Raw genomic sequence first — 26,889 nt, 5'->3', positions numbered from 1 at the left:
GAAAAGGCTTTCCTACTATTTAAAGTGATCATATCAACTATTGCTATTTTGATATAGCGTTAAAATCAGCGTAGATTTCTGCAGGAAAAGAATGAAGTTCATGCACCCCTACAGAAAAAAATCAATTTCGCCTTGGTGTAATTGCGTTCGGAGGCTTTATCTTCATTTCACCACTTATTGAGGTGGGAGTCGAGTCTTCTGTATATGTCACTATGCTTTCGATACAAAAAACATTTGCTGAATGAAGATAAAGCGGATTTACCATATAAGAGAATGTTCTTTTTGTTTGATAGACTTTTTTAGACAGCATCTCTTACTTTTTCATAGAAATAATGTTATTAGAACCTGCTCGTTGGAAACCTGTTTTTTCAAGTGTTATTTCTTGTCCCATTAAACTCGTGAAAACAACTGGTGTAACGATAGAAGGTACTTTGTCCTTAATGCTCTCAAAGTCAACTTTTAATAATGTATCGCCACGTTGAATTAATTGACCATCAGTAACCATCGTTTCAAACCCTTCACCATTTAGAGTGACAGTATCTAAGCCGACATGAATTAATATTTCCACACCTGTATCGGATTTTAAACCAATCGCATGCTTCGTTGGGAAAATCATCACTACTTGCCCATCAAATGGTGCATGAACTGTACCACCTTTTGGATGAATACCAAAACCAGGACCCATTATACCTGATGAAAATGCTTCATCTGGCACTTCAGATAACGGTATTAAATCACCCGTAATCGGCATTTCGAAATCATTAGAAGAAACAACCGCTGCTTGTCCTGCTGTCTCTTCTCCAACAGGCACTTCTTTTTGTAAATCTGCAAGGGCAGGAGCTGGATTACCTTTTTTCAGGCGATCTTTCATAGCTTCTGCTAAAAACTCTACGGATGTACCGATAATCACTTGTACGTTTGTTTTACTAATACGCATAACACCACGCGCACCCGTTTGTTTTAATGTTTTTTCATCTACCTGATCCGCATCACCTACAGTCATACGAAGACGTGTTGTACAGTAATCAACTTGCTTGATATTATGTTGTCCACCTAGTGCTTCAATTGTTTTGTAAGCACGGACATCTAAATCATTGGATACAGCTGAATCAGCTTCTGCACCTTCCTCATCTTCGTCTTCACGGCCAGGTGTTTTTAAATCTAATTTGATGATTAAGAAATAGAAAATGACAAAGTAAATAGCTCCAAAGCCTAATCCCAACGGCAATAATAGCCATGGTCTATCTGCTAAACCAAAGTTTAAAAGATAGTCTATTAAACCTGCCGAAAAACCGAAGCCATCACGGAATCCAACAATATATGAAACGGCAAGTGAAATACCTGTTAATACTGCGTGGATACCATAAAGTACTGGTGATAAGAACATAAATGTAAATTCAATCGGTTCTGTTACACCTGTTAAGAACGCTGTTAAAGCGATGGATACGAACATACCACCAACTGCTGCACGTTTTTCCTTTTTCGCTGCAAAGTACATAGCAAGACAAGCTGCTGGTAACCCAAACATCATGATTGGAAAGAAACCTGCTTGGAAATGTCCAGCTGATGTGTCACCTGCTAAAAAGCGATGAATATCCCCTTTGACAAGTTCGCCTGCAGCATTTGTAAATTCGCCAAAGTCAAACCAGATTATTGTATTAATAACATGATGTAAACCGACTGGAATTAATAGACGATTTAAGAAACCATACATCCCAACACCAAGTGCCCCTGCACCGATTAACCAGTTCCCTACAGCATCGATACCACCTTGAATTGGTCCTCATACAACAGCTAAAATACTACCTAAAATCGCCATGGTGATGGACGTTATAATCGGCACAAAACGCCGTCCACCGAAGAATGACAGCCATTCTGGAAATTTCACATTATAAAATTTGTTATAGAGTATACCTGCTGTAATTCCGGCAATAATACCACCAAATACACCCATATTTAAATCTTCATTCACGGCTGCTAATACTGCGACTAACACCAGATGTGCAATGGCACCTGCTAACGCTGCACCACCGCTATTATCATGTGCTAAACCCATCGCGATACCGATTGCAAAAATAATTGGTAAGTTACCTAAAATGGCATCACCCGATGCTGCCATAATACTTGCAATACGCTGGACAACTTCATTTGGCACTGCACCAAGCATGTCGCCAGAGCCTAAGCGAAGCAGTAATGCAGCTGCTGGTAATGTAGCGATTGGAAACATTAACGACTTACCGATTTTTTGTAAGAAAGCTAACATTATTTATCCCCCTTTGGTATAGTTGTCTAGACCACTTTAAAAGCGGTTTCAGTAATTGCTATTAATTATATTCCCACTCTATGAAAAAATAAATACTTTTTTTGAAATGGCGAGTGAACATCCTTCTATTTAATGCTATTTTTTCTTTATGAAAGATTCATTAAAAATGTATGTTGAAACGAAGCTATATATATTGATGTATAGTTTAACCAATGTCTCAGTTTCTTATGTAAAAATAAACTGCAGCCCAATACAAATTGGGCTACAGTTCAAAAGTTGTTTTACGTAATATCAGTGGAGATACAGAAATTGATTAATTTTCAAATTACGCTGTCACGTCGCGCTTCATAAAGGACAGATAGCTGACCACAAGGAAGATAACTGCGTAAATCGCAAGAATTGTAAGTGAGAATGGCATTGTGATTCCCTCTATCATAAGGTTATCATTTTCATACTGTGTTAAATTCGAATGTGTGAGCCAAATATATTTAACAATTTCAAATCTACTTAATAACATTACAATCATTCCGCCCATAAAGGATAAGAACATCGTTAAGCCAATCGCTAAAGAGCTTGAACGGAAAACTGAGCCCACTAAGAAGGCAAATAATATCGACATAACAAAGTCGCCGCCAGACAGTAAATAGTGATATGCTAAATCATTCCATACGGATTTTTCTACAATCTGACCATTGACCATTTCTAACTCAACACCAGATACACCACCAAATAATACGAACCCAGTTAAAGCACTAACTACTACATGAACAACAAATAAAAACAGCCCAAATATGAAGGTGGTGGTTAATTTTGATGTTAATATTTTTGCTCGTGACATCGGACGTGTTAACAGCATTTTTATCGTCCCTGTTGAGAATTCACTTGAGACAATGCTAGCTGCTGTAATCACTGTAAATAATGTCACTAAAGTCAGCAAGGTACCTGTAAATGACATAAAGCTTGCCATGCTTCCTTCTGTTTGAGACGGTACATCATTTTCTAATCGATACTCAGAAATAGCAATTTTCTCCTCCAAGTCTTTTTTATCCTCTTCAGAAATACCATCACCTTTCAACATATCTTGATAATTATTAATGGCCTGCTTTTCATTTTCCTGCCACGATATATCCTCTGTCGTTTTTGTTTCATAGTATTTCATCATAATACCAGGACCAATAATAAAGAGGATAACTAACGCGACCATTGCCCAAGTTCCTTTTTTATGCCATAATTTCATCCATTCATTTTGAATTAGCCTCAGCAATTTGGCCACCTCCTGTCATTTCTAAGAATTGATCCTCTAATGTTTTTTGATGTGGTTGTACAGCAAATAATTGGATTCCTTCATGGACAAACTGCGTGATGAGCGTCGGGATATCCTCTTTCTTTATTTCCACCACGTAACCATTATTCTCCGCAACAAAATTGTAATCGAGCTTTTGTAGTTGAGCTGCAACCTGATTATTTGGCTTAGCTTCAATGTAATAAAACGAAGAAGTTTCAATGTTGATATCACGAATATCGATAAGTTTACCGTTTTGTATAATCGCTACTCGATCACACATTAACTCAATTTCGGATAATAAATGACTCGAAACAAATACAGATACCCCGTCTTCAGCAGCAATTTTACGCAAATACATACGAAACTCACGAATACCTGCTGGATCAAGACCATTTGTTGGTTCATCTAAAATTAAAAACTTTGGTCGATGAAGTAGCGCCTGTGCTAATCCTAAGCGCTGACGCATCCCAAGAGAATACGTCGATACCTTTTCATGAATGCGCTTCTCAAGACCAACTTGCGTAACTACCTCTTCAATACGCTCTTTTGTAACATTTTTATGCATACGCGCAAAATGCAGTAAGTTTTTATAGCCCGTCATAAATTTATACATTTCTGGATTCTCTACGATAACGCCAACCTTACTTATGGCCTCCTCATAATTATCCTGCAAGACAAGGCCATCAATAATGACTTTTCCCTCTGTTGGATGCATAAGCCCTGTCATCATACGAATAGTAGTTGTCTTCCCTGCACCATTTGGTCCTAAAAATCCAGTGATTTGACCTGGATATAAATCGATATTCAATTGAGAAATTAGTTGTTTACCACGAATGGTTTTAGATAAATTTTGCAATTGAACAATTGGTTGTGTTGTCATTGATTTCACCCTTTCTTATAATACGCCTTCATCCATTGCACAGCGTCCTTATTTGTAACATCACGAATCGTCTCGACTTCCTCATGTGCAATAATCGAACCATTTTGCAGTAAAATGATCTGATCTAGAATTGGCTCTACCTCATATAACTCATGTGTTGATAACAGTATTGTTTGGTGTTCAATATCTGTAAATTGAATTAACCCTTTAATGAGCTGCTCCCGCACAATTGGATCAAGTCCGGCTAATGGTTCATCCATTAAATAATAGGGCACTTCTCGCCCAAGGGTTGCGGCCATTTTCATGCGGCCACGATTGCCCTTTGATAACTGTCTTAACTTGCTATTTTTATCGACCTGTAAAAACTCTGCAACGATACATGCCTTATCATACGAAAAGTCTTCGAATTGGGAGGCATAGTGCTGAAACAGCTGCTCTCCCGTAAAAAAATCATAAAATAAATCAGTATCTGGTAAATAAGCAATCTTATCAGCGCTTCTACGTGTAACAGGGGATCCATTTAGCAATACCTCACCTTTAGATGGACGTAATAGGCCTGCTAATACTTTTAACAATGTCGATTTCCCACTACCATTTTCTCCAACTAGACCTACGATTTGTCCAATTGGAAGGGAAAATGACACCTCCCGAAGAATCGGCTTTTTATAACGAAAAGAAACATTTGATAGCCGTAGCATTTATTTCACCTCACGATTTATTTTGTAATACAACAAGCATCTCTTCCTTTGAAAATCCAAGTGCCTCAATGGACGTTAAAAAATGATCCGCTAATTGATTTTTCATATTTTCTCGTAAGAGCACAATTCGCTCTTCATTGGTAGTAATAAATGTACCCTGTCCTCGTTTAGTTTCCGTTATATTCATCGCCTCTAGCTCCTTATACACGCGTTGCACGGTATTTACATTAACCCCTGTCTCAACTGCATATTCTCGCACAGAAGGAAGTCGATCCCCTTGCATTAGCTTCCCTTTCAAAATGTCGCCACATATTCGATCAACAAGCTGACTATAAATTGGTTTATCACGAGAAAAATCGATAGTCATCGTAAAACCACCTTTTCAAGCCACTTTGCCGCTACGATATATAGCAATGTCATCAGCAACATAAATCCGACCTGTTCTACAACATAGATGGAGCCTAGCTTCAATTCCGTTGTCGGCGATATAAATTTCGGTAAATACGGTTCCATTTTGCTAAGTGGAATGCCTATATGTTGAAATATATCTTGGTAAAGCTGGCTTGTCGTAAATCGTAACCATTGATTTGTCGTAAGGAAAAACGCTGCCATCGTCAGAACAATTGAAAAACCGCCAATAAAATGTTTCATTTGCAAATAAAAGGCTAAAAAAAGTACGAGCATAATATATAACACTAACTGCAAAATGGCAATAATTCCAATAATTAGTATTACCAAAAATATAATTTGTCCAAAGTTCGCTATATACTCATCTTTTATGCTGTACACAGCAATACTTGTAAAGAGCAGATTGAACAGGGTATAGCCAATTATTGATGAAACCATCTTTGCTCCGATAAGCGTTGTCATAGCGCTTGTTGAATGCAGCCATATCTCTTTTACCTTTAAATCTGCACGCATACTAGACAAAAATTGTAAGACGGAATAAAATCCACCCAAAATGAGCACAAGTATGGTATAGGATAACTGACTATCTTGTGAGAAGCCGTCGACAAATTGTCTTAAAAAATAAGGAACGACCAATGACAGCACGATACCTATAAAGACGCCAACCAGTAACCTTGCTCGATAAAGCACCCATTCTTTTTTTAATAGCCCAGCAAAACTTTTCAATGTCAACACCTCGTATCATAGTGTACTAGTCAAATAGTACACTATGACTCCCTAGTTTGCAAGTTCCAAATACAAGAAAAAGGAAGAGTCTGTATTGTCAGGTCTCTTCCTTTCAGATTTGAAAAATGATTGTGAGAATAAAATACTAAATTCTTAAAGCTATCTTTTTGAAGAAGAATTCCTCATTTAATAAGATTTTTCAAAAAACTGTGTCTTATCAGTGTATTCATTTAGTGATCAACGAGGCTTTAGGTTCAACATTAAAACTCTATATATCGCAGTATATTTAGTGATAGAATTAAATGTAAGTTAATGTATAAAGAGAGGAACACAAAATGGCCGAAGTGAAAAAAATAGATTACACAATAGGAAAACAAATACGCGAAAGTTTACAGGCTGACTGCCAAAGCTGCTTTGGTCTATGCTGCACGGCTTTAAATATTATTGCCTCTAGCGACTTCGCCATAAATAAGGCAGCTGGGACACCCTGCCCTAATTTACAGTCCGATTTTAGCTGTCAAATTCATCGTAACCTTAGAGATCAAGGCTTTAAAGGTTGTACGGTTTTTGATTGTTTAGGAGCAGGGCAAAAGGTTTCACAAACAACCTTTCATGGACAAGATTGGCGGCAATACCCTGAAGTTTCTGAGAAAATGTTTCGTGTCTTCCCTATTATGGAACAGCTCTATGAAATGATTGCTTATGTAGCAGAGGCATTATCCTATAAGGTAGATTCACCACTATACAATAAACTACGTTTACAGTTAGAAAAATTACAGTATGCAACAGAGCTTGAAGCAGATGCATTATTAACGATAGATATTGCAAATTATCGACAGCCGGTGAATATTTTACTGCTCGAAACAAGTGAGCAAATTCGCCAAAGCCATATAGCAAAGATAGCTAATGGAAAAAACTCTCGAAAGTTTGACTATAGAGGAGTTGATTGGATGGGAAAAAATTTTGTAGGTAAGGATTTAAGAGCGACCAATCTACGAGGAGCTTATTTAATTGCTGCTAATCTACAAAATGCAGATTTACGAGGAGTCGACCTTATTGGTGCGGATTTACGTGACGCAAATTTATGCGGCGCCAACCTTTCTACAAGTATGTTTTTAACCCAAATGCAAATTAATTCAGCACAAGGCAATCACCAAACAAAATTACCTTCCCACCTGAAACAACCTTCTTATTGGGTTGACTAAATGGAAAAAGGGCGGATGAAAAAATTTATTCATCTACCCTTCTATTTATTTATTAGCTCATCGCATAACGTAGAAGATGTGAGCAATTTTTAAATGGACAGACACTCCACCACATGAGTAAATCCCACTTTTTAATCACTAAACATTCTCCTAAACCCCTATTAATTATATTATAATTTTCCATTTAATAACGAATGTAATATTTCCCATGCTATAATGAGAGGAATTATAATAAAGAGAGATAGATTAACAAAATAGATATATTTAATAGAAGAGAGGTGAAATCGATGGAGGAAGTTTTAAGCGAACTAAAGCAAATCAATCAACATCTTGGGTCAATCGAAAATCGTCTTGGGTCAGTGGAAAATCATCTTGAATCAGTGGAAAATCGTCTTGAGTCAGTGGAAAATCATCTTGAGTCGGTGGAAAATCGTCTTGAGTCAGTGGAAAATCGTCTTGAGTCAGTGGAAAATCGTCTTGAGTCGGTGGAAAATCGTCTTGAGTCAGTGGAAAACCGTCTTGAGTCAGTGGAAAACCGTCTTGAGTCAGTGGAAAACCGTCTTGAGTCAGTGGAAAACCGTCTTGAAATAGTAGAATTTGAGCAGCAACAAATCAAACAAGCTGTTTTAGAAACGAACGAAAAAGTAAACCGACTAGCAGTTATTCAAGAAAGTCAGCACCGCATTATTGAATTACTATCAGCCCGCTCGATTCAGCAGGAAGCTGAGTTAAAAAAAATAAGTGAATTACAAGGTGTTGTCTGAAAGTTCCTTCATAAAAATTCTAGCATATTTTTAAATGGTAAAAATCCGATTCGCTCTTCTCGGACAAGGCACGAGGAGCATCTGATGCAAGCATAGTTGCGAGCAATCTCTGCTGGACCTCGTGCTCTTTCTCTCCCCGTAGAAGTCTACGCGGATTTTCACCTAACATTCCCACTCTGTTTTAAGCGTAAAGTATATAAATTAAAATGCAGTAATATCGAGGTTTTTGGGATACTATCAAAACATATAAAACGTATTAAAAAATATAAAAAGTGCAATTGCACCTAATCAAAAGAACCTGATATCTATGATTTAAAAAATTCAATATTCATCGCATCTATAATATCATTTGAATGGTATGGTATCGACCTTTTTAGTAGAACAGAAGCGCCCTTGCTACCCCATCATGGCAATATCGATAAAGAAAGGGTCATAGAAATACTGAGATTCATATTTAAAACCGTTGTGAAGCAAAATAAATCTAAAATATCTTTTCCTTTAAATTGTATGTATTGATTAATCCCTATATTATTTTTTTCCTTTTCCTAAAAACAAAAAAACTACTGTCAATATCAATAAAAAAATAGGTATAAAAGCAACATATTTCCAAGCGTTATTTGCTCCAAAAAAATAATAGGCAACTGGTATGGATGTAATTGTACTTATGAGCATATAAACCCACGAGAACTTAACTACTGCAAAAACAAGGGCAAAGATTGAGATAACAAAGAAAGCGCTCCAAAGTAATAACATTAACATCCTCTTTTCACTATTTTATAAGGTTACTTAATAAAATATCTTTCCATTTTACATACTAATTATTCTAAAAAACAATAGAGCTATCGTTAATAGTCAATTAAATTGACTATTGAGATAGCTCTTATTATTTGATTACCATGTAAAAACATATTTATTGATCAATCCTCTGTAGCTGTTATTTGCAATATTCCTTGTGAATAAGTAAACGATTTACCATTGATGATAAACGGTTGACTTAAATCAAGCCCTATCCCTTTCGCGAATTTTTGGAAATGTTGCGTAAACATAGCATCATCATTCATACTATCCACAGATTTTTTTCCTTCCGCTAACCTAGAAAGGCTCATAAAGACAGCCACAAGTTCATTTGATTCTTGATGCTCAGGTAGTGAGTAGGACTGTCGCATTTTAAGCGCTGCTTCTTGCTCTGGCGTTACTTTTGAACCAACTCCTGTCCACTGTATCATAGGGCTAAAATTTGAATTAAAGCCACCACCAGTCAAAGCTGTGCCATTAAGAGGTTTGCCATTAACTGTGCCTAAATGATAGTACACACCGTTAGTAATAGTGATAGAATTGGTTCGTTTATCAACAAGCTGCGTAGGCGTCGCTTCTTGATATATGGCATTACAAGATTGTACAAATTTCGCATATTTTTCACGCGATGCTTCGATTTTTTCTTGTTTAGTATCTGTTTTAATGTCTTCCATTTCAATAGACTTTTGATTTTGATTTACTTGAAAACTAGCAATAGTTCCTAGACTTTTAAACGAAATAGATTTTATTTCCACAAATTATTCCTCCCCAACATTAGTTGTACTGTAAGACATTCCACAGCTTGTACAAATACCCCAATTTAGCTGCTGTAACAACGGCTGTATCAGAAATAGAGCTTGTATTTCTAAATCCCAATAACCATAGTCAGACCACGAGTTGAGTGTAGGAATAAATAGTAGATGGTGAACTTGAACCAGCGCTATTCGTAGAAGCTGCTGCTGCATTTTGTGGGATCATTAATACTAAAAACGATAGCTCTTAATTATTTGAATTGCCATGTAAAAACATATTAATTGTCAATCTTCTGTAGCTATCATTTGCAAAGTTCCTTGTGAATAAGTAAACGATTTTCCATTGATGGTAAACGGTTGACTTAAATCAAGCCCTATCCCTTTTGCGAATTTTGGGAAATGTTGCGTAAACATAGCATCATCATTCATGCTATCCACAGATTTTTTTCCTTCCGCTAACATAGAGAGGCTCATAAAGACAGCCACAAGTTCATTTGCCCCTTGATGCTCATCTTGTGAATACGACTGACGCCGTTTAATTAAAGCCTCTTGTTCAGGCGTTACCTTTGATCCGGTCGCTGGCTCTTTAAACATAGGATTGAAATTAGAATTAAAGCCACCACCAGTCAAAGCCGTGCCATTAAGAGGTTTGCCATTAACTGTACCTAAATGATAGTACACACCGTTAGTAATAGTGATGGAATTTGTTTGTTTATCAACAAGCTGCGTAGGCGTCGCTTCTTGATAAATGGCATTACAAGATTGTACAAATTCTGAATATTTCTCACGCGATGCTTCGATTTTTTCTTGTTTAGAATCTGCTTTATCTATTTCAGTGTTAAAAGAGTTTTGATGTTGCTGCGCTTGGAATGTAGAAACCATTCCCAAACCTCCAACGGAATTAAACGAAACTTTCATCAACTATTCCTCCATTTCAATTGATGTTAGTCCTACTATCTCAACAAGGTCTGCTTCCTCCAAAAGAGTACCCGTAGAAGATTCACTTAACATGAATTCACCAGATTTTGCACTTACTGAATCGGTCCATAAAAGTGTTAAAACAGGCTGTATATAACCCGAACCACTGAATTTGGATGCTTGGAATTTAGTTGACCATTTTTGTTTAACAGGTTGCCCTGCAAAATTATAGTTGTAGAAACCTGAATCCATCAAATCCCCAGCTCCACTCTGTATAAACAAACCAACAGCAGTTGTACTATAAGTCATACCACAGCTTGTGCAAATATTCCAATTTAATTTAGCTCCTGTCACAACTGCTGTATCTGGTATAGAACTTACATTACTTAAATCCCAGAAACCTTGCGCAGACCATGTATTGAGGCTATAAGCATAAATAGTAGATAGAGAACTTGCACCAGCGCTATAAGTAGAAGCTGCTGCCGCATTTTGTGGGATAATTAATACTAAAAACGATAGCTCTTAATTATTTGAATTGCCATGTAAAAACATATTAATTGTCAATCTTCTGTAGCTATCATTTGCAAAGTTTCTTGTGAATAAGTAAACGATTTTCCATTGATGGTAAACGGTTGACTTAAATCAAGCCCTATCCCTTTAGCGAATTTTGGGAAATGTTGCATAAACATAGCATCATCATTCATGCTATCTACAGATTTTTTTCCTTCCGCTAACCGAGAGAGGCTCATAAAGACAGCCACAAGTTCATTTGCTTCTTGACGTTCAGGTAGTGAATAGGATTGTCGCATTTTAAGTGCCGTTTCTTGCTCTGGTGTTACAATGGACGAACCCGGTACTTTCCATATTTTAGGACTGAAGTTCGAGTTGAATCCCCCACTTGCTAAAGGCGTACCATTCAAAGGTTTGCCATTTACTGTTCCTAAATTATAGTAAATACCTGCTACAATATTAATAGAATTTGTTTGTTTGTTGACAAGTTGAGTTGGAGTTGCCCCTTGATAAATAGAATTGCTAGATTGTATGAATTCTGCATATTCTTTACGTGAGGTTTCAATCTCAGCTTTTTTAGAATCTATTTCACCTTCACCTTCACCTTCTTCTATTTTAAAAGGGTGAAAGCTTTGATTGGTTTGAAAATTAGCAACCCATCCTAGATTCCCTATTGAATTCACTATAACTGCCATCGGTTATTCCTCCTCTAAATTAACCAACGTTACTTCTTGTTTTTCAACAAGGCTATCTTTATCAGCAAGAATTCCATTAGGTGATTCATTTAATATAAACGAACCCGATTTCGCACTCGCAGAATCTTCCCATAATATAGTTAAATTAGGTTGAATATATCCAAAACTATTAAATTTCGTTGATTTGAAACTAGTAAACCATATTTGTTTTACAGGTTGACCACCAAAGTTATAGTTGTAAAAACCTGAGTCCATCCAATCACCAGATCCATTTTGAACAAACAGACCCACAGAAACCGTATTATAAGTCATCCCACAGCTTGTACAAATGCTCCAATTTAACTTAGCTGCTGTCACAACGGCTGTATCAGGTATAGAGTTTATATTTCTTAAATCCCAAAAACCATCTTCAGACCATTGATTGAGGCTATAAGCATAAATCGTAGATGGTGAACTTGCACCAGCACTATAAGTAGAAGCTGCTGCCGCATTTTGTGGCATAATTAATACTAAGAACAATGCGAAAATTGAGAAAAATGAAGCTAATTTTTTCATAATAAAACTCTCCTTTTTAATTGAATTATGATTTAAGTTTCAAAACTCCTAATAGCATTGGTTTATTCTTAATTTAAAAATCAAATAGTCCACTAACATTAATATTTGTAGTGTTTGTGGATGGAGTACCAATAGCAAGATAATAATTTCCATCAGAAGCTGTTAGGGGTAGAGTGAAAGACCCACCAGTTATACTCCCTCCAGAAAAGCTATCAGACCAATACTGGGCACCTGTAGTGGCATGAATAAGCCCTACTTGAACTTTTTGTCCTGTTGGATTCCATGTAACGCTTTTAATACTTACCATTTCACCTTTTTTTATATAGTAAGCAATATTTGACTTAGCATATTGATTTACGCCAAGAGATGAAGAAGATACTTGTACACTTAAAAAAGGTGTTATTTCTTCAAAAGCTTTTTCTTTTATGAAGTTATCTTTTGCCTCACTAAGCTCTACTACTAAATTTTCATCTTCTAAATCAGTTACTAAAACCTCCATAGCACTTGCAGAATTATGACCTAACGTTACCATTAGAGCTAAACTAAACGTTGTTACCATACTTTTTTTTAACATTTCTCATCACCTCCCTTCATTATTTGTCAAAAAACAAAAATATCCATTATATTTTAAAGAAATTACTTTTAAGTAAAAAAAATACCTGAAAAACAATAAAAAATTATCCAACCATATACGTATAGTAAGCTATAAGGATATTCATATGAAAAATTCTATATAAAAGGTGCAAATATAGAACTTCCTTTTTATTCTTTTTCCAAAATCACCTCATTATTTTCAATCTGTTTCAGAATTTTTGCCCATTCCTCTTTAGAAAACCTTGATTCATCTGATAATTTAACTGAAATTATCTCTGAGCTACTTTTTTCAACTTCTTTTTTATCATGGTCAACCTGTTCTAGTGGTATTACTTCGTTTCCTTTTTCTGGAACAGACGGTATATTTTTATGAGCAAATACCGAACTGACAATCCCAACACTTCCAAAAACTAAAAATAGTGTAATAGCTATAACAATACTCGACTTACTTACTTTTTTTACTTTTAATATCCTTACCAATCGCTTTTTTAATCTCATTTGTCCAGTTGTAAAAAAAGACGTTGAATAGGGCGAGCTTGCATGTTGATTTGTACGTTGTATCATATTTAAGATGGTTTCGCCATATTTTTTTCGCTCTGAATGAGACAGTTTCATCACAACATCTTCATCACAAGAAAACTCACACCACTTTGTTATTTCCTTATGTAAAAGATAGATAAACGGATTATACCAATGAAGCATTGTCACTACGATCATGGCTCTTTTTATCCATAAATCTTTTTTCTTATAATGCGTCAATTCATGGTTGATAATCATGGTTAGTTCTTCATCTGGAATCGCATACATAGGCAACACAATCGTTGGCTTAAACATTCCCACTAAAATCGGGCTAATATTCTCCCGACAATAGGCAAGGTTGACACTATATTTCAAGTTCTTATCCCTTCGCTGTCGCTCTAAAATAGACCACACTACATGTTCTTTAGGCACTGCAACAAAGTTTTTATGTATCTTTTGATAAAAGCCTCGATACATATACAAAAACCATAAGCCTGTTCCAATAGCACCAATTAGCCAAGCAACAAACACAATTTGTACAAAGATTTCTGATAGGGATATAGTGTTTTGTTGGACAATCGGTAGTCTTCCTAACTGTAAAAACTGATTGTCTTTTTTAAACAAGAGAGGCACATTTAATATGAGAAAAATAGGCACAATGAAAAAGAAAAGTGCTAATTTTCTACTCCAGTAATACCATCTAGCAGCGAGTGCCTCCCTTGAAATCGAGGTAATACAATATGAAATAATGAATATACTACTGCCAGCAACTGATAAAGCCATCACAATATTCAACCATTCATCCATCTTTCCACCTACTTATCTGAAAACCAATCTTTCAATTCGTCTAATTCATCATCTGTTACTTTATCACCGTAGAGTGTCACTAAAAAGGTTTTCACAGACCCTTGATACATCGTATCTAATAAACTCTTAGCTTCCTTTTTTTTATATTCTTTAAATGTTAAACAAGGACTGTAAATATTAATACGCCCTTTTTCTCTTGTTACAGACAATAACCCTTTATCTACTAATCTGGATAAAAAGGTAGCAATTGTTTGTCCTTTCCAACCTTTTTCTGAAAAGATGTCTAACAATTCACTTGATTTTACAGCTTTATTCATTTTCCAAATAACTTGCATTACTTCCATTTCTGTATCTGTTAAATTTTGTAATTTTAACAAATTACCCATCTACTTTCTATAATTATAAATTTGCTATATTGTTACTACAAGTTTATAGTAACAATACTATAAACTTGTAGTAACTGTCAATATTTGGTGATATATAATTTTATCTGTTTTTTTATGACGAAATAGCAGAAAAAAGTGAATAGATTTTTACTGAAATCGTTGTCTTCTAAAAACTTCATAAAGTTATCTTATATTTAATTAGATTTTTTTATTTCAAATTAAACAAAATTGCCACCTACCTAATTTGATTAACACAAGAGTCTTCCTAAAAAATTAGAACCACCAGTCTAACTGGATTTTATAGATTGTCCGTTGAAAGCGCTTTGTACAAAAGCAAAAGGCAATCGTCAAATCCACTTGGATCTGGTCTTTGAAGAAATGAATGCGAAGCGCAAAGTGGATGTCGAAACATGTTCGGTGACATCAAGGGCAATTGGTTGTTTACGTGATCATCCGCCTCGTTACTTTAAGTCACAAGAAAAAAGTTCGATTTGGAAAACTACTCGTTCTCCAAATCGAACTTTTTATTTAGGGACTTTCAGGACAGCCTTTTTTGAGTACTCTTCTACAGATATATTAATAATTTTTTCTTCTCCAACAGCTACAGTTTTGTTAGTTAATGATTGATTGATTGTTTTCAGCAGTCAAAGAAGGATTCACAATGGGTTTCCCCTTCGAATTTGTAAATTTAATTTGTTCAGGGGCTGAACCCTTTTTATAGATGATCGATTGTAAATCTAAATTTTCAGCGCCTCTTATTTCACTGACTTTTGGACCTTCAATTGTGAGTGTTTTCACGCTATTGCCCTTAAGGTCAATAATCATCCCTGCTTTCGCTGGGCTAAGAATAACATCAGTCGTCTTAAAGCCTTCTCCATGTAGCTCCGCGTAGGCACCTTTCAGGAATACGCCTTTTGGAATAATAGATTGAGCATCTAAATGCACTGCCACACTTGGTTTATTTATTGTCAATTTGTTCTTCTTGAAGTTCTTATAGTCATATACTATTTCAGGCTGAATCGGTTCAACATTTGAACCTTTATTAACATCAATTTGAATCATTACAGGATCATGGTCACTTGCACGACCAGCCATGTCCGTAAAATCAGCATTAATATGAAGAATATCGACATCTGTTTTATCTGCCAGATTGTTTGACACTAAAATATGATCTAATACTTGTGAGTTCCCTTGAAATACATATGTGTAACGATCTGAAGCATCCACTTTATTAATCATATTTGTCATCAATTGACCTTCATGGATTTTAAGAGCATCCGCAAATTGATAATCATTGAAATCACCTAAAGAAACAATATTTGCATCTGGATTTTTTGATTTAATGTCCCCAACAAAATTATAAACAATATTGGCGATTTTTTTACGTTGCACTTCACTTCCATACTGTGGGGGCTGAATCGCACCAAATAAAGGAGTATCTCCAGTTTTTGAATTCCAATGATTTGCGATAACAATTACATCTTCATCTTGGAATTTAAATTGTGCTGCTAAAGGTTTACGACTACTATTAAACGCTCCATTTGCTGGATCAATACGCCCGGGATTCAGTGTTAATTTTCCATCTGTATAACCAACAGCTGTTGTGGCATCTCCTGCTGGCATACCTTCCTTCAGCTTAACTCGCTCTGGATTATAAAGGAAGCCAACTCGAATATTCGCATCTGGTGCTCCACCATCTTGATTGTTAATTGGATCGATATTAACATATTGATACTCGACACCACCTACATCTTTAATAGCGTCGATTAATCTTTTATAGCTTTGATCTGCTTTGGAATCACCTGCAGATGGCCCGTTATTATCCTGCACCTCTGTTACACCAACAATATCAGGGCTGCCCATATCTATACCAATTGCTCTTGCCAGTTTTTTCGCTTTATCATCAGTAGTTGAAGTTTTATTATTCGAGAAGTTCTCCAAATTGTACGAGGCAATTGTTAACTTATCTTCTGCCTTTACAATTTTTGTTCTCTCTGGTGATGTATTTCCTTTTTCATATGCTGCCTTCATTTCATCTAAGGAAGCATAGATTTTAAAGTTTTGATAGGAATAGCCTACGATTCCTGTAATTGGCCCTTTAAACTTATCACCTGTAGCAACCTCAAAATCACGTGCAGCTCCATTCGGTTCTAATCGGAATTGAACTCTGTTTGGGTTTGCATTATCTTTCTCATACAATACCCCACCGTGAATGGTGTTTGTTGGTTCATCCTCAAGTACCGTTACTAAATCTCCATGCTCCTGTGGCGCTACCGCTTTCACGTTGCCAACTTCTACTCTCATACCTTCAATACTTTCCCAAAAATCAATAGCGTCGATTGTTGGATTAAAAATGCCAAGCTGATCACTGTCGATTTTACTAAAAGACATTTTTAACTTATCAATATTAATTGCTTTTGGTAATGCTACACTACTTTTAAGTACTTCTACTTTCCCATTTTGATCGTTACGCACATTAATTTGTGTAGTTTTTAAATCTGATTGCTGCCTGTCATCATATCCATCGTAAGCATATTCGCTTACTTTACCTTTAACAGATACTAAATCCCCTACCTTTACTGGCCATGGTTTATTGCCACTGTACAGAAAAATTCCTTCAGAAGTATTTGGATCATTATCAACTAATTCATCTGGAGTTTGTATCGTATAATACCAATTATTATTTAACGTAAATGAATAAGTTACGATTCCTTCAATTCCTTCAACTGTCTTGCCATCAAATGTTGAAGCATGCCCTGCACCTTGAATATCATGAATTTGTAATTTATCTGCAAAGATATAATCAAATGTAGTTATTTCACTGTATGTGCCATCTTTAGCTTTAACTATTGTTTTTAAAGTAGTATTTTTGCTAATCTCAATTGGTGTCTCATATTTAAGACTTTTATCAGTTGGTTTCGTGCCATCCACTGTGTAATAAATTTCTGCATTTGCCGTCGGTGTTGTTAATGTAACTGTTGTTTTCCCAACAAACGTCCCACTTCCAGGAGATGCGATAGCAGGTTTTAGTGCTGAACTATCCTCTACGATATCTTCTTTTGATCGAGGAATGACTTGATAGTCTTTATCAAACTGTTGAACAATACCAGTGATAGATTCATAGTTTGTACCGATAGTTAATCCCAGCGAATTTGTTTCATCTCGTACGAGGAAATTCGTTCCGTCATTTGCAGTAAAGTTTGCCCATCCAGCCCCTTGCTGAACATCTGTAAGAGTAACATTATTCACTGTTACTAGCTGTGATTCGCTATCCTCATTTACTTGAGCTCCTGTTACTACCTTTGGAGAAGGTACACCGGCATTTTCAACTTTTTCAACGATTGTAGCACCATCTAATTGTAGTAACCCTCGATAGTCAGCTAACTTTCCCTTTAAAGTAACTTCATCTCCGACAGACATAGCGAGACTAGTAGGTCTTACGGCAATACCACCTGTATCATCTTGGACTGAGAACGTATTTTTCAAGCCCGCTGCAACTCTACCTTTGATAGTGACCGTTTCACCTACACCTTTATTTCGAGCATCTCCAATTGAAAGAATTGCCGGTGCTTCGGGGTCAACAGGCTCACCTGAATCGTTATCCATTACGTGTTGGCCTAAATTGGAGAAATCATCTACTAAAAATGAATTCCATTCTGATGCTGAATTAAATGGATCATTAATATTTGTATCGCCCGTCAAGACTGAAGCCTTTCTTACTAAAGTTACATCTTTAGCAAAATCTGCTGAAGAACCAACTTGTCCAATGGAATCGACTATTTCACCAGATTTCCTTAATACGACTGGATCATTTCCATTGAAATTAATAACCGTTATGTTTTCTAGATTTCCTTTTGCTTTAATGTTTGGATCTGCATCTTTATGATATAAAACATACGTAGCACCGTTTTCTAGAGTACCTGTCAGACTCACTTTATTCTTCGCGCTAACTTCCCCGTTCGTATGAAGCTCTAGCGTATAATTACTTAAATCAACCGCGGCGCCTGTACCATTATATATTTCAATTGCTTTATTGAAGGAACTTCCTTCAATATACTCTGAAATGATTAAATCCGTTGCAAGTGTTTCAGCATTTACAGTGATGGGGGCTACTGGTGCGGCAATACTTGCGACTAGAGATGTTGCTAAAAAGGCATTTATCGGCTTCTTCCAATTCTTCTTTGACATCAAATCAATTCTCCTTTCAATTTTAAGGATGATAGTTTTTTTAAAGTACAAAAGATAAGATCATTTTCGTATGCAAGGTTGTCATCATATGCGTTAATGCAATTAAAAACATATTTCCCCATTACATATATATGTAAACATATTATTATTAATTCACTATTTTTATAGTATTTATATTATGTTAATAAATTGTAATAATAGAAAAACACACAACTATAGAGAATTTAGAAATTTATAACATACGATAAACAAAATTGACACTTAGCTAAGTTGCTTAACTCTAAAAGAACGGGCAAATTACATTTACGTCAAAAGAAATAGCCTCTTAACCAGTTACTGGTCAAGAGACTATTATCCATTCAACCCTACATTTTGCAGAAGTGTGTTTCTTTATTGCAGATGACACCTTAATTTCATTGACACAATGGTCTTTCTAAAAAATAAAAGGCAGATGAACATATATCCATCTGCCCTTCTACTTATTTATGTTTCTTTTTATAGATAATCGTAGCTACAACAAGCACAAGTAAAATCGCTTGTCCAAGCATTGTTTCTACAGTTGGATAGAAGCCAATAATGTTGACAACTGGCAAGCCATCTACGATTGTCGTTGAAACTGAATCTCTCAACTGCAATGTATGCAGACTGACACCAATAATTTTAAATGCTAGTACATAAATTAACACTGTTGCCACAGCGAAAAACTTATGAATTGGAATTTTCCCACTTGCTTTAAATAACACTAGTGCAAAAATAGCTAATACTAAAAGTGCCACTCCAATACCCAACATAAATTGAGAGGTCTCCATTTTAGGTGCAATCCCAGCGTAAAATACAAGTGTTTCTGCCCCTTCACGGAAGACAGATAAGAAACTTATTGTAGCCATTGCAAACACCGAGCCACTTGAGATTGCATTACCCATTTGTTTGGAGATATAGCGATTCCAACTTGCCACACTTGATTTACTATGCAGCCAAATACCAACGCCAATCATCATTGCTGCAGCTAACAATCCGATATAACCTTCCATTAACTCTCGACTTGTATCAATTGTCGCAGATTGGAAAATTGTCGACATTAAAATAGCTGCTACCGCTGATAGTAAGATCCCTGCTAGTGCACCAATATATATCCATTTACGCATTGTCTTTTGCCCTGATCTCTCTAAGAACGATGCTAATGCTAAAATAATGAGTAATGCCTCTAAGCCCTCACGCAATAAGATTAGGGCTGCATCCCATAAAGTATAATCTGAGTCCCCTTGAATTAGCTCTATTTCTGTGCGGAAAGTATTCAGCTTACTTTTAATAGCTTTTTCATCCACTTGAGACTTCAATAGATCACTAACAAGAATTGGCATATCACTTTCAATTTTTGTATACAGACTACCGTTACGTGTGGAAATATCTATCTCTACACTTGGCCATATTTTAATGAATTCTCGAATTTTATCAGATGCAGCCTGATAGTCTCCTGCATCGATAAAATCGTTTGCCTCATCGATATAAGCAATTAATGTTGCTAAAGAATATTCTCCCTCTATAGCTTCGGCGGTCTCATTCCCTGCTACAAAATCCTCGATGGATTGTTTTAAATCTGCATATTGTGATTGCATTGAGGCTATATCTGGTTTTTCAGATGCAAGTGATATCCGTATAAAGGCCATTTGTGTTTCAATTTGGCCGTACATGGCAATGCTTTGCTCACGTACAGGACGTTCAACCTTTTTCCATTTCGCATTAAAATCCTTATAAGCCGCATCAATTGTCGGTATATCACCACTTGCTAATGCTTGTTCAAATGCTTTCATAATAGGCTTGAATTTCGTACCAAACTCTGCTCGCTGTGCCGCTTCATCCACAGGATTTTCAAGCTTTTCTAGCGCGCGTAAGGCATTTGATAAAGCAGATAGCGCCTCTATACGTCCATCCTTTGAAGTAGCTTTTACTGCTTGTGCAAGAATGTCATTAACTTTTTCTTGTGCTGCCTTTTGTTCTGATGTAACTGAAGCCCAGTCCTTGGCAAACTGATCAAGAGCACGCTCTGCCTCAGCTTCCTTGTCCTGCTTTGTATTGATTAGCGCATCACTAATAGAAATGTATAAGTGACTATAAGATTGTGCTGCCTGCACAGGCACAGCTAGTACCAATAATAAGCAAAGTACTATGCTACAGCGCGTTAAAAAGTGCTTCACCTAAATAACTCCCCTTTTGTACACCAGGGAAGCAAGCAAACACTGCACTGCCTCGATGGGTAATGTACTCATTCATTTTATCCATGCGCCCTAAACTATTTTGAACTGTTATAAATTGGGCTGGGTCTTTTTGATAAGATATAAATATTAGCCCCGCATCATGTGCTCCTGTTTTAGTCATAACACCTGATGCATAGGAATACGAACGACGTAGCATACGGGCACCCGATTTACGTGCCAAATGTACATGAGAAGTATCTGGCATAATATACTCTCCCTTGTTATCCTTCGCTTCTACATCAAAATCATCAAATTCCTTCGTTTTACCAAGTGGTGCACCACTATCGCGATAACGCCCAAATGTTGCTTCCTGATCTTTCAGAGATGTACGATCCCATGTTTCAAGATGCATTTGAACCTTACGAGCAACTAAATAAGAGCCACCTTTTAGCCAGCCTTTATCGACCCATACCACTTTGTTTAAATCTTTTTCATCCGTAATCGATGGGTTGACCGTACCATCCTTAAATGCGAATAAATTACGAGGTGTTCCTCCACCAGCTGGGAAAGAGTTGAAGCCTGCCTGTGACCATTTAATTTCAACCTTACCAGATGCTGCACGCACTAGATTACGGACTGCATGAAACGCCACCTGTGGATCATCCGCACATGCTTGAATACAAAGGTCTCCACCTGTAAATTCTTTTTGAAGCTGATCTTTCGGGAAATGCGGTAAATCCTTTAACTCTGCTGGCTTTAAATGCTGAATACCAAGCTTATCGAACAAAGATGGCCCAACACCTATTGTGATAGATAAATTCGATGCATCTAAGCCTGCAGCCTCACCTGTGTCTCCCGTTGGAACTCTTGTATTTGTTGTTAAATCTACCATTAATTCACCATTCATTAAACGTACAACAAGAGGTGTCCATTGTTTGAACAACTCTTGTAGGTCTTTCTTTGAAGTAAACAAAACATCCAAAGAAGCAAAATATATATTCGTTTGAACGGGTGTTACAATGCCAGATTGATGTTTGCCATAAAAATCAACTTTATTACGTGCTGTTGTGCTGTCCGCAACGGGCTCGAACACATCGTAGCCCATTGCTTTCATAACACCACTTAAGCCAGAAGCACCAATAGCGACACCAGCTACCCCTATGCCTGTTAGCTTTAACATATCACGTCTAGATATTTTTTTATTGCTCCATTTTTCATCATTCGACGTTGTCATTTATAATCACTCCAAAATAATTCCCATTTGGCTTAATGGTTCTCCAAGTTGATTTACAGCTGCTGCAAGCGCCTTTGTATGTTCTTCTGTTAATTCCTCATAAGAAATATATCCGCCGTCAGTTGTTGCATGCTGTGCCAATAAATCATCCACTGCTTTGAATTTTTCATCTAATGTAGCTACTAAATCTTTGTCTTTCGCTTCTAATTTTGGACGTAGGATTTCAAAGATTTTTTCTGCGCCTTCGATATTTGCTTTAAAATCATAAAGGTCTGTATGAGAATAGATTTCTTCTTCACCAGAGATTTTAGATGTTGATACTTCATTTAATAAATCTACAGCACCGGTGATCATTAAATCTGGCGTCACTTCAACAGTTTGAACTAATGCATGTAATTCTTTTGCATCTGCTAATAATTGATCTGCAATAGCTTCATAGCCCGCAGTTTTATTTTCTACCCATAATGCATGTTCAAGCTTATGATAACCCGACCACTCTTCCTCGCCCTTACCTTCTTCTTGGATATCGGCTAAACGACCGTCGATACGTGGGTCAAGATCACCAAAGCTTTCTGCGATTGGTTCAGAACGCTCGAAATACATACGTGCTGGTGCATAGGCTGCTTTTGCGCTTTCAATGTCGCCAGCTTTAAATAGAGTCACAAATTTTTCTGTTTCTAGTAAGAACTGATCCATTTGCTCTAAAGCAAATTGTTGATAAGCTGCTAGTTCAGTAGATAAATCAACCTTCGAAGCTTGTTCTACTTGCTCTGTTGCAGGTTTATCTTCTTTTTTAGTTTCATCTGTATTGCCGCAGCCAGTCATAATTATGCCACCTGCAACTAATACTGACAATAATGATGTTTTTTTCATGCTAAGTACCTACTTCCGAAATAGTTTATATCGAGAATGATAATGATTATCATAGTCGATTGCAAGAAGTATTTTTATTTAAAGAAAAAAACGCTATCTTGTAGTTGGAATGTATAGTCAACTAGCAAAATAACGTTTTACCTACAATACAATTATTCTAATCTATGAAATTTTCGCTTGTTTTAAATTTTCATATTTCCCATATAAGAAATAATATAGAATAATTGACACTAAAATAACGAATACCATCGCGAAGAAAATGGCACTGTACCCCGACGTCGGCACGAAGAATCCTAAGAAATAAGGACCGACCCCTAAGCCTAAATCATATAATATAAAATATGTCGAAGTTGCAAGTCCTAACCGCTCATTTGGTGTAACCTTAATAGCTATTGCTTGCGCTACTGAATTGAAATTGCCATAACCAATCCCTATGCAAGCAGCAGCTAGTAAAAATACAACACTACTTGTCGCCCAACTAAAGGCATACATACCGATTGCAAAAATGACTAGACATGGATAGATAACAATGTTCGCACCTCTAGTGTCTAATAATTTCCCTGTAAAAGGACGTGTCGCTAAAATAACAATCGCATAAATGATAAAGAAATAACTTCCCGCTGATACCAAATCAAGCTCTTTTGCGTAAAACGTCATAAATGACATAACCCCTGAGTATGAAAAGCCAATAACGAGTGCCACAAAAGCAATTGGCACAGCACGCATTTCAATAAAATTGGACAGCTTAAAGCCTGCTTTTACTACTGAGTCTTTCGCCTTCTTCGGAGCATCAGGAACAGTAACGATAAAATACATTAAAAAGCAAATAATGGTTAATACAGAATCAACTGCAAAAATCATACGATAATCCTCAAACAGCTGTGTTAAAAGAATACCTACAAACGGGCCGATTGCAGTAGCTAAAATGGCACTTAAACTATAATAGCCAATCCCTTCACCACGTCGTTCAGGCGGCAAAATTTGTGCAATAATCGTTCCTGTTGCCGTACTTGCAATACCAAGCGCAATCCCCTGTACTAAACGATTAATCATTAACAGCGGCAAATTTCCTGCGATAAAATAAGATATCGTTGACAGCATAAACAATAATAATCCACAAAATAATGTCTTTTTACTGCCCCAATCTCCAATAACCCGTCCTGTCCCAAGACGTCCAAATAAAGTACCGATAATAAAAATACTCGATACAAGCCCTGCTGTACTAGTGGAAGCCCCAAAATGCTCAACAGCATAGCCTGCAATCGTTACCATTAATAAATAAAAGATTAACGTAATGGTAAAGTTAATCAGTGAAACGATTAAAAAATCCTTTGTCCATAATTTCTGTCTAGATACTTCCACTTTTTTCTCTCCTACCGATTTATGTTTGCACAAATTTTCGCTAAAACTTGTGTTGCAATTTCAATATCCTGCTTTGGGACACCTACGAGTGCCTGTTCAAAAAATGGTTTTAAATGCGCCTTAATTTCATACACAAGCTCTTCACCATGAGCCGATAATTGTACCAGCTTTTCGCGCTTATCCCTCCCCGCTACAGTTTCCACATAGCCAAGCTCCACAAGCTTTTGCACAAGCCTCGTCACACTCGGCTTCTCAATAGACATAAAATTCGCAATATCAACGAATGTATGTGGCCCTTTATCCATCAATAATCGAAGAACAGCCCATTGTGAGCTATACAACTGATATTGCTCTAACTGCACATTCACTTGATTGATAAACGGTCTGTACATTAAGCGGTACTGATTAAAAAAGTCTTGTTCGATCGTCAAAAATACCACCCCTATTCAATTGGTTAGCCTAGCTAACTATATACCTCAAATATCTATTTGTCTAGTATGAATTATGCCCGCTATCCGTCGGTGTCATGGTCCTTTCCGTCGCTTTGAGACTTCTATCCGGCGGTGTCGCCTTGCTTTTCGGCGCCGTTAGTTCTTTCCGTCACCCTGAGATATCTATCCGGCGGTACCTTGCTTCTTTCCGTCACTCTGAGACTTCTATCCGGCGGTGTCGCCTTGCTTTCCGGCGCCGTTAGTTCTATCCGTCACCCTAAGATATCTAATCGGCGGTACCTTGCTTCTATCCGTCGCTCTGAGACTTCTATCCGGCGGTGTCGCCTTGCTTTCCGGCGCCGTTAGTTCTTTCCGTCTCCTTGAGATATCTAACCGGCGGTACCTTGCTTCTTTCCTTCGTTTTGAGACTTCTATCCGGCAGTGTCGCCCTGCTTTCCGGCGCCGTTAGTTCTATCCGTCTCCTTGAGATATCTAACCGGCGGTACCTTGCTTCTTTCCGTCGCTTTGAGACTTCTATCCATCGGAGTGGCCTTGCTTTCCGTCACCGCTAATTCTATCCGTCTCCTTGAGATATCTATACGGCACTACCTTAGTTCTTTCCGTCGCTCTGAGACTTCTGTCCGGCGGTGTCGCCTTGTTTTCCGGCGCCGTTAGTTCTATCCGTCTCCTTGAGATATCTATACGGCGATTCCTCTGTTCTTTCCATCACTCCGAACCTTCTATCCGTCACAACACTTCTAGCCAAAATTCAGACCGCTTGAATTTTGGCTCTTTAATTAACAATCCTATACTTCCTATGCCTTTTTGTTCCCTTAGCTGTCAAAGGTAACTTTTGTAGTAATTTATAAGCTATATTCGGTGAATCTATTTTAAAAAACTCACAAAAGCTTTTATTTGTTAACGTTTCGCCTACTAGCAATCGAAAATCTTCAAGAGTCCTAAAAATAGCCTCTTGATCTACTGTCCCGCACCGCTGACAATACCATTTTGGGTAACGATAGTTCATCGACTGTCCATTTAAACAACTTTCACATAACACACCTTTCACTATATCCTGGATAGGCACTGCTATTTCTTTTTTGATTGGTTTATGCATGGACAATAATTTAGTAGAAAATCGAAAGAGCTCTTCCTCATCCACCACTCTTTCTTTATGCTGCTGTAACAATTTTCTAATGTGATAACGTAAACCTGAAACATGAAAAATTGGCTGTCCCCTTAAACTCTTCGATAAAATTGCATTTTTCGTTGCTAAAACGACAGTGTAATAAACAGGAATCTCAAGTTGTGACTGTTGTAACATCCCCTTCACCCACTCCTTATGTCGACTACCTTGATGAAATGGATTGGTCATTCCCTCGACATCACCTTCTACTGTAGTGCGTGTAAATTGATTAAAGGATTCATCAAAATCCAGAAAGCCTGTTACATTTTTAATTTCTAGTATCAATATAAATTGCGGACATAGTAGAACGGTGTCTATTTGATGTGTAGTACCAAAGTGATTGTGTATTTGTAAACCATGAAGAAAATAATGAGGTTGAGGTAAAATAATTTCAAGCCATTCTGCATCTACTCTTTCCTCCCCAGCAAAGCCAGCGTGTATACGCCTTAACTTCTCAAAATAATTCATGTATTCAGTATGTGTACTAGGTAATCTTCGTATCAAAGCTTCTAAAATTTTGTGCTGCTCCGATTCCTGACGGTCTAATAAAATCATTGCTTCTTCACCTCCCTCTATAAATGTTGATATATCAACGGTTTGACCCGTTTTTAAGAGTGATAAAAAATTTTTTTATCACAGTTTTTACATAGTCTTTTCTAG

The 26,889-nt window shown here is 36.8% G+C and carries 23 protein-coding genes and 1 pseudogene; 2 read left to right on the top strand and 22 right to left on the bottom strand.

What is annotated here, in order from left to right:
• Positions 1 to 313: 313 nt before the first annotated feature.
• The 6 genes and pseudogenes from nagE to ACIQXF_RS11840 form a co-directional block, all read right to left on the bottom strand.
• Positions 314 to 2,263 (bottom strand): annotated as a pseudogene (gene nagE / locus ACIQXF_RS11865) (N-acetylglucosamine-specific PTS transporter subunit IIBC).
• A 325-nt stretch (positions 2,264 to 2,588) separates the two neighbouring features.
• Entirely contained in the window at positions 2,589 to 3,536 is a 948-nt protein-coding gene (locus tag ACIQXF_RS11860) for an ABC transporter permease (RefSeq protein ID WP_402783082.1), read from the bottom strand.
• On the bottom strand, positions 3,505 to 4,428 hold the full coding sequence (locus ACIQXF_RS11855) for an ABC transporter ATP-binding protein (RefSeq protein ID WP_402783080.1): 924 nt from the start codon (positions 4,426 to 4,428) through the stop codon (positions 3,505 to 3,507). Before ACIQXF_RS11855 ends, ACIQXF_RS11860 begins: the two co-directional genes overlap by 32 nt.
• A 5-nt stretch (positions 4,429 to 4,433) precedes the next feature.
• The gene (locus ACIQXF_RS11850) at positions 4,434 to 5,126 is read right to left on the bottom strand and encodes an ABC transporter ATP-binding protein (protein ID WP_402783078.1); all 693 of its coding nucleotides are present in this window, start codon (positions 5,124 to 5,126) and stop codon (positions 4,434 to 4,436) included.
• Between the two features lie 10 nt (positions 5,127 to 5,136).
• The gene (locus ACIQXF_RS11845) at positions 5,137 to 5,493 is read right to left on the bottom strand and encodes a GntR family transcriptional regulator (RefSeq protein WP_402783076.1); all 357 of its coding nucleotides are present in this window, start codon (positions 5,491 to 5,493) and stop codon (positions 5,137 to 5,139) included.
• Positions 5,490 to 6,269 (bottom strand): hypothetical protein, encoded by a 780-nt coding sequence (locus ACIQXF_RS11840; protein ID WP_402783074.1) that lies wholly within the window; start codon positions 6,267 to 6,269, stop codon positions 5,490 to 5,492. The genes ACIQXF_RS11845 and ACIQXF_RS11840 overlap by 4 nt, the downstream gene beginning before the upstream one ends.
• Positions 6,270 to 6,595: 326 nt before the next feature.
• On the opposite strand from ACIQXF_RS11840, the gene ACIQXF_RS11835 reads away from it, so the two are divergent.
• Positions 6,596 to 7,465, top strand: a complete 870-nt coding sequence (locus tag ACIQXF_RS11835) for a pentapeptide repeat-containing protein (protein ID WP_402783072.1) — start codon at positions 6,596 to 6,598, stop codon at positions 7,463 to 7,465.
• A gap of 287 nt (positions 7,466 to 7,752) precedes the next feature.
• Positions 7,753 to 8,229 carry a hypothetical protein gene (locus ACIQXF_RS11830; protein WP_402783070.1) on the top strand — a complete coding sequence of 159 codons (477 nt, stop codon included), beginning with the start codon at positions 7,753 to 7,755 and terminating at the stop codon, positions 8,227 to 8,229.
• Between the two features lie 917 nt (positions 8,230 to 9,146).
• Here ACIQXF_RS11830 and ACIQXF_RS11825 read toward each other — a convergent pair.
• The 16 genes from ACIQXF_RS11825 to ACIQXF_RS11750 all read right to left on the bottom strand — a co-directional run bounded on the left by ACIQXF_RS11825 (position 9,147) and on the right by ACIQXF_RS11750 (position 26,784).
• Positions 9,147 to 9,779: a hypothetical protein gene (locus ACIQXF_RS11825; RefSeq protein ID WP_402783068.1), complete on the bottom strand. Its 633-nt coding sequence runs from the start codon at positions 9,777 to 9,779 to the stop codon at positions 9,147 to 9,149.
• A gap of 3 nt (positions 9,780 to 9,782) precedes the next feature.
• Positions 9,783 to 9,989: a hypothetical protein gene (locus ACIQXF_RS11820; RefSeq protein WP_402783066.1), complete on the bottom strand. Its 207-nt coding sequence runs from the start codon at positions 9,987 to 9,989 to the stop codon at positions 9,783 to 9,785.
• A gap of 72 nt (positions 9,990 to 10,061) precedes the next feature.
• Positions 10,062 to 10,658, bottom strand: a complete 597-nt coding sequence (locus ACIQXF_RS11815) for a hypothetical protein (protein WP_402783065.1) — start codon at positions 10,656 to 10,658, stop codon at positions 10,062 to 10,064.
• A 39-nt stretch (positions 10,659 to 10,697) separates the two neighbouring features.
• Positions 10,698 to 11,048, bottom strand: a complete 351-nt coding sequence (locus ACIQXF_RS11810; RefSeq protein ID WP_402783063.1) for a hypothetical protein — start codon at positions 11,046 to 11,048, stop codon at positions 10,698 to 10,700.
• 206 nt (positions 11,049 to 11,254) lie between these two features.
• A complete protein-coding gene (locus ACIQXF_RS11805) occupies positions 11,255 to 11,899 on the bottom strand; it encodes a hypothetical protein (protein ID WP_402783061.1) in 645 nt (214 codons plus the stop codon).
• Positions 11,900 to 11,902: 3 nt separating this feature from the next.
• Positions 11,903 to 12,454, bottom strand: a complete 552-nt coding sequence (locus ACIQXF_RS11800; protein ID WP_402783059.1) for a hypothetical protein — start codon at positions 12,452 to 12,454, stop codon at positions 11,903 to 11,905.
• Positions 12,455 to 12,527: 73 nt separating this feature from the next.
• Positions 12,528 to 13,028 (bottom strand): hypothetical protein, encoded by a 501-nt coding sequence (locus ACIQXF_RS11795; protein WP_402783057.1) that lies wholly within the window; start codon positions 13,026 to 13,028, stop codon positions 12,528 to 12,530.
• Positions 13,029 to 13,216: 188 nt separating this feature from the next.
• Complete coding sequence (locus ACIQXF_RS11790; protein ID WP_402783055.1) at positions 13,217 to 14,374, bottom strand: M56 family metallopeptidase; 1,158 nt, start codon at positions 14,372 to 14,374, stop codon at positions 13,217 to 13,219.
• Between the two features lie 8 nt (positions 14,375 to 14,382).
• On the bottom strand, positions 14,383 to 14,760 hold the full coding sequence (locus ACIQXF_RS11785; protein ID WP_402783053.1) for a BlaI/MecI/CopY family transcriptional regulator: 378 nt from the start codon (positions 14,758 to 14,760) through the stop codon (positions 14,383 to 14,385).
• A gap of 612 nt (positions 14,761 to 15,372) precedes the next feature.
• Positions 15,373 to 18,948 (bottom strand): chitobiase/beta-hexosaminidase C-terminal domain-containing protein, encoded by a 3,576-nt coding sequence (locus ACIQXF_RS11780; RefSeq protein ID WP_402783051.1) that lies wholly within the window; start codon positions 18,946 to 18,948, stop codon positions 15,373 to 15,375.
• A gap of 479 nt (positions 18,949 to 19,427) precedes the next feature.
• Positions 19,428 to 21,143, bottom strand: coding sequence for an FTR1 family iron permease (locus tag ACIQXF_RS11775; RefSeq protein ID WP_402783049.1), 1,716 nt, complete (start codon positions 21,141 to 21,143; stop codon positions 19,428 to 19,430).
• Complete coding sequence (gene efeB, locus ACIQXF_RS11770; protein WP_402783047.1) at positions 21,118 to 22,377, bottom strand: iron uptake transporter deferrochelatase/peroxidase subunit; 1,260 nt, start codon at positions 22,375 to 22,377, stop codon at positions 21,118 to 21,120. Before efeB ends, ACIQXF_RS11775 begins: the two co-directional genes overlap by 26 nt.
• A 6-nt stretch (positions 22,378 to 22,383) precedes the next feature.
• On the bottom strand, positions 22,384 to 23,250 hold the full coding sequence (gene efeO, locus ACIQXF_RS11765; protein WP_402783045.1) for an iron uptake system protein EfeO: 867 nt from the start codon (positions 23,248 to 23,250) through the stop codon (positions 22,384 to 22,386).
• A 162-nt stretch (positions 23,251 to 23,412) separates the two neighbouring features.
• Positions 23,413 to 24,612 (bottom strand): MFS transporter, encoded by a 1,200-nt coding sequence (locus tag ACIQXF_RS11760; protein WP_402783043.1) that lies wholly within the window; start codon positions 24,610 to 24,612, stop codon positions 23,413 to 23,415.
• A gap of 11 nt (positions 24,613 to 24,623) precedes the next feature.
• Positions 24,624 to 25,052, bottom strand: coding sequence for a MarR family winged helix-turn-helix transcriptional regulator (locus ACIQXF_RS11755; RefSeq protein ID WP_402783041.1), 429 nt, complete (start codon positions 25,050 to 25,052; stop codon positions 24,624 to 24,626).
• Positions 25,053 to 25,836: 784 nt separating this feature from the next.
• The gene (locus ACIQXF_RS11750; RefSeq protein WP_402783039.1) at positions 25,837 to 26,784 is read right to left on the bottom strand and encodes a nuclease-related domain-containing protein; all 948 of its coding nucleotides are present in this window, start codon (positions 26,782 to 26,784) and stop codon (positions 25,837 to 25,839) included.
• Between the last annotated feature and the right edge of the window lie 105 nt (positions 26,785 to 26,889).

It is taken from the genome of Lysinibacillus sp. NPDC097231 (assembly GCF_044761885.1).
Taxonomy (GTDB): domain Bacteria; phylum Bacillota; class Bacilli; order Bacillales_A; family Planococcaceae; genus Lysinibacillus.
Note: the sequence above shows the minus strand (reverse complement) of the source record. Positions and strands in the feature narration are given on the sequence as shown.

Excerpts from the sequence above, each read along its gene's own strand:
- ACIQXF_RS11855 (WP_402783080.1), bottom strand. The coding sequence starts at position 4,428 with ATGACAACACAACCAATTGTTCAATTGCAAAATTTATCTAAAACCATT.
- ACIQXF_RS11850 (WP_402783078.1), bottom strand. The coding sequence starts at position 5,126 with ATGCTACGGCTATCAAATGTTTCTTTTCGTTATAAAAAGCCGATTCTT.
- ACIQXF_RS11845 (WP_402783076.1), bottom strand. The coding sequence starts at position 5,493 with ATGACTATCGATTTTTCTCGTGATAAACCAATTTATAGTCAGCTTGTT.
- ACIQXF_RS11835 (WP_402783072.1), top strand. The coding sequence starts at position 6,596 with ATGGCCGAAGTGAAAAAAATAGATTACACAATAGGAAAACAAATACGC.
- ACIQXF_RS11830 (WP_402783070.1), top strand. The coding sequence starts at position 7,753 with ATGGAGGAAGTTTTAAGCGAACTAAAGCAAATCAATCAACATCTTGGG.
- ACIQXF_RS11820 (WP_402783066.1), bottom strand. The coding sequence starts at position 9,989 with ATGCAGCAGCAGCTTCTACGAATAGCGCTGGTTCAAGTTCACCATCTA.
- ACIQXF_RS11815 (WP_402783065.1), bottom strand. The coding sequence starts at position 10,658 with ATGGTTTCTACATTCCAAGCGCAGCAACATCAAAACTCTTTTAACACT.
- ACIQXF_RS11805 (WP_402783061.1), bottom strand. The coding sequence starts at position 11,899 with ATGGCAGTTATAGTGAATTCAATAGGGAATCTAGGATGGGTTGCTAAT.
- ACIQXF_RS11800 (WP_402783059.1), bottom strand. The coding sequence starts at position 12,454 with ATGAAAAAATTAGCTTCATTTTTCTCAATTTTCGCATTGTTCTTAGTA.
- ACIQXF_RS11795 (WP_402783057.1), bottom strand. The coding sequence starts at position 13,028 with ATGTTAAAAAAAAGTATGGTAACAACGTTTAGTTTAGCTCTAATGGTA.
- ACIQXF_RS11790 (WP_402783055.1), bottom strand. The coding sequence starts at position 14,374 with ATGGATGAATGGTTGAATATTGTGATGGCTTTATCAGTTGCTGGCAGT.
- ACIQXF_RS11785 (WP_402783053.1), bottom strand. The coding sequence starts at position 14,760 with ATGGGTAATTTGTTAAAATTACAAAATTTAACAGATACAGAAATGGAA.
- ACIQXF_RS11780 (WP_402783051.1), bottom strand. The coding sequence starts at position 18,948 with ATGTCAAAGAAGAATTGGAAGAAGCCGATAAATGCCTTTTTAGCAACA.
- efeB (WP_402783047.1), bottom strand. The coding sequence starts at position 22,377 with ATGACAACGTCGAATGATGAAAAATGGAGCAATAAAAAAATATCTAGA.
- efeO (WP_402783045.1), bottom strand. The coding sequence starts at position 23,250 with ATGAAAAAAACATCATTATTGTCAGTATTAGTTGCAGGTGGCATAATT.
- ACIQXF_RS11750 (WP_402783039.1), bottom strand. The coding sequence starts at position 26,784 with ATGATTTTATTAGACCGTCAGGAATCGGAGCAGCACAAAATTTTAGAA.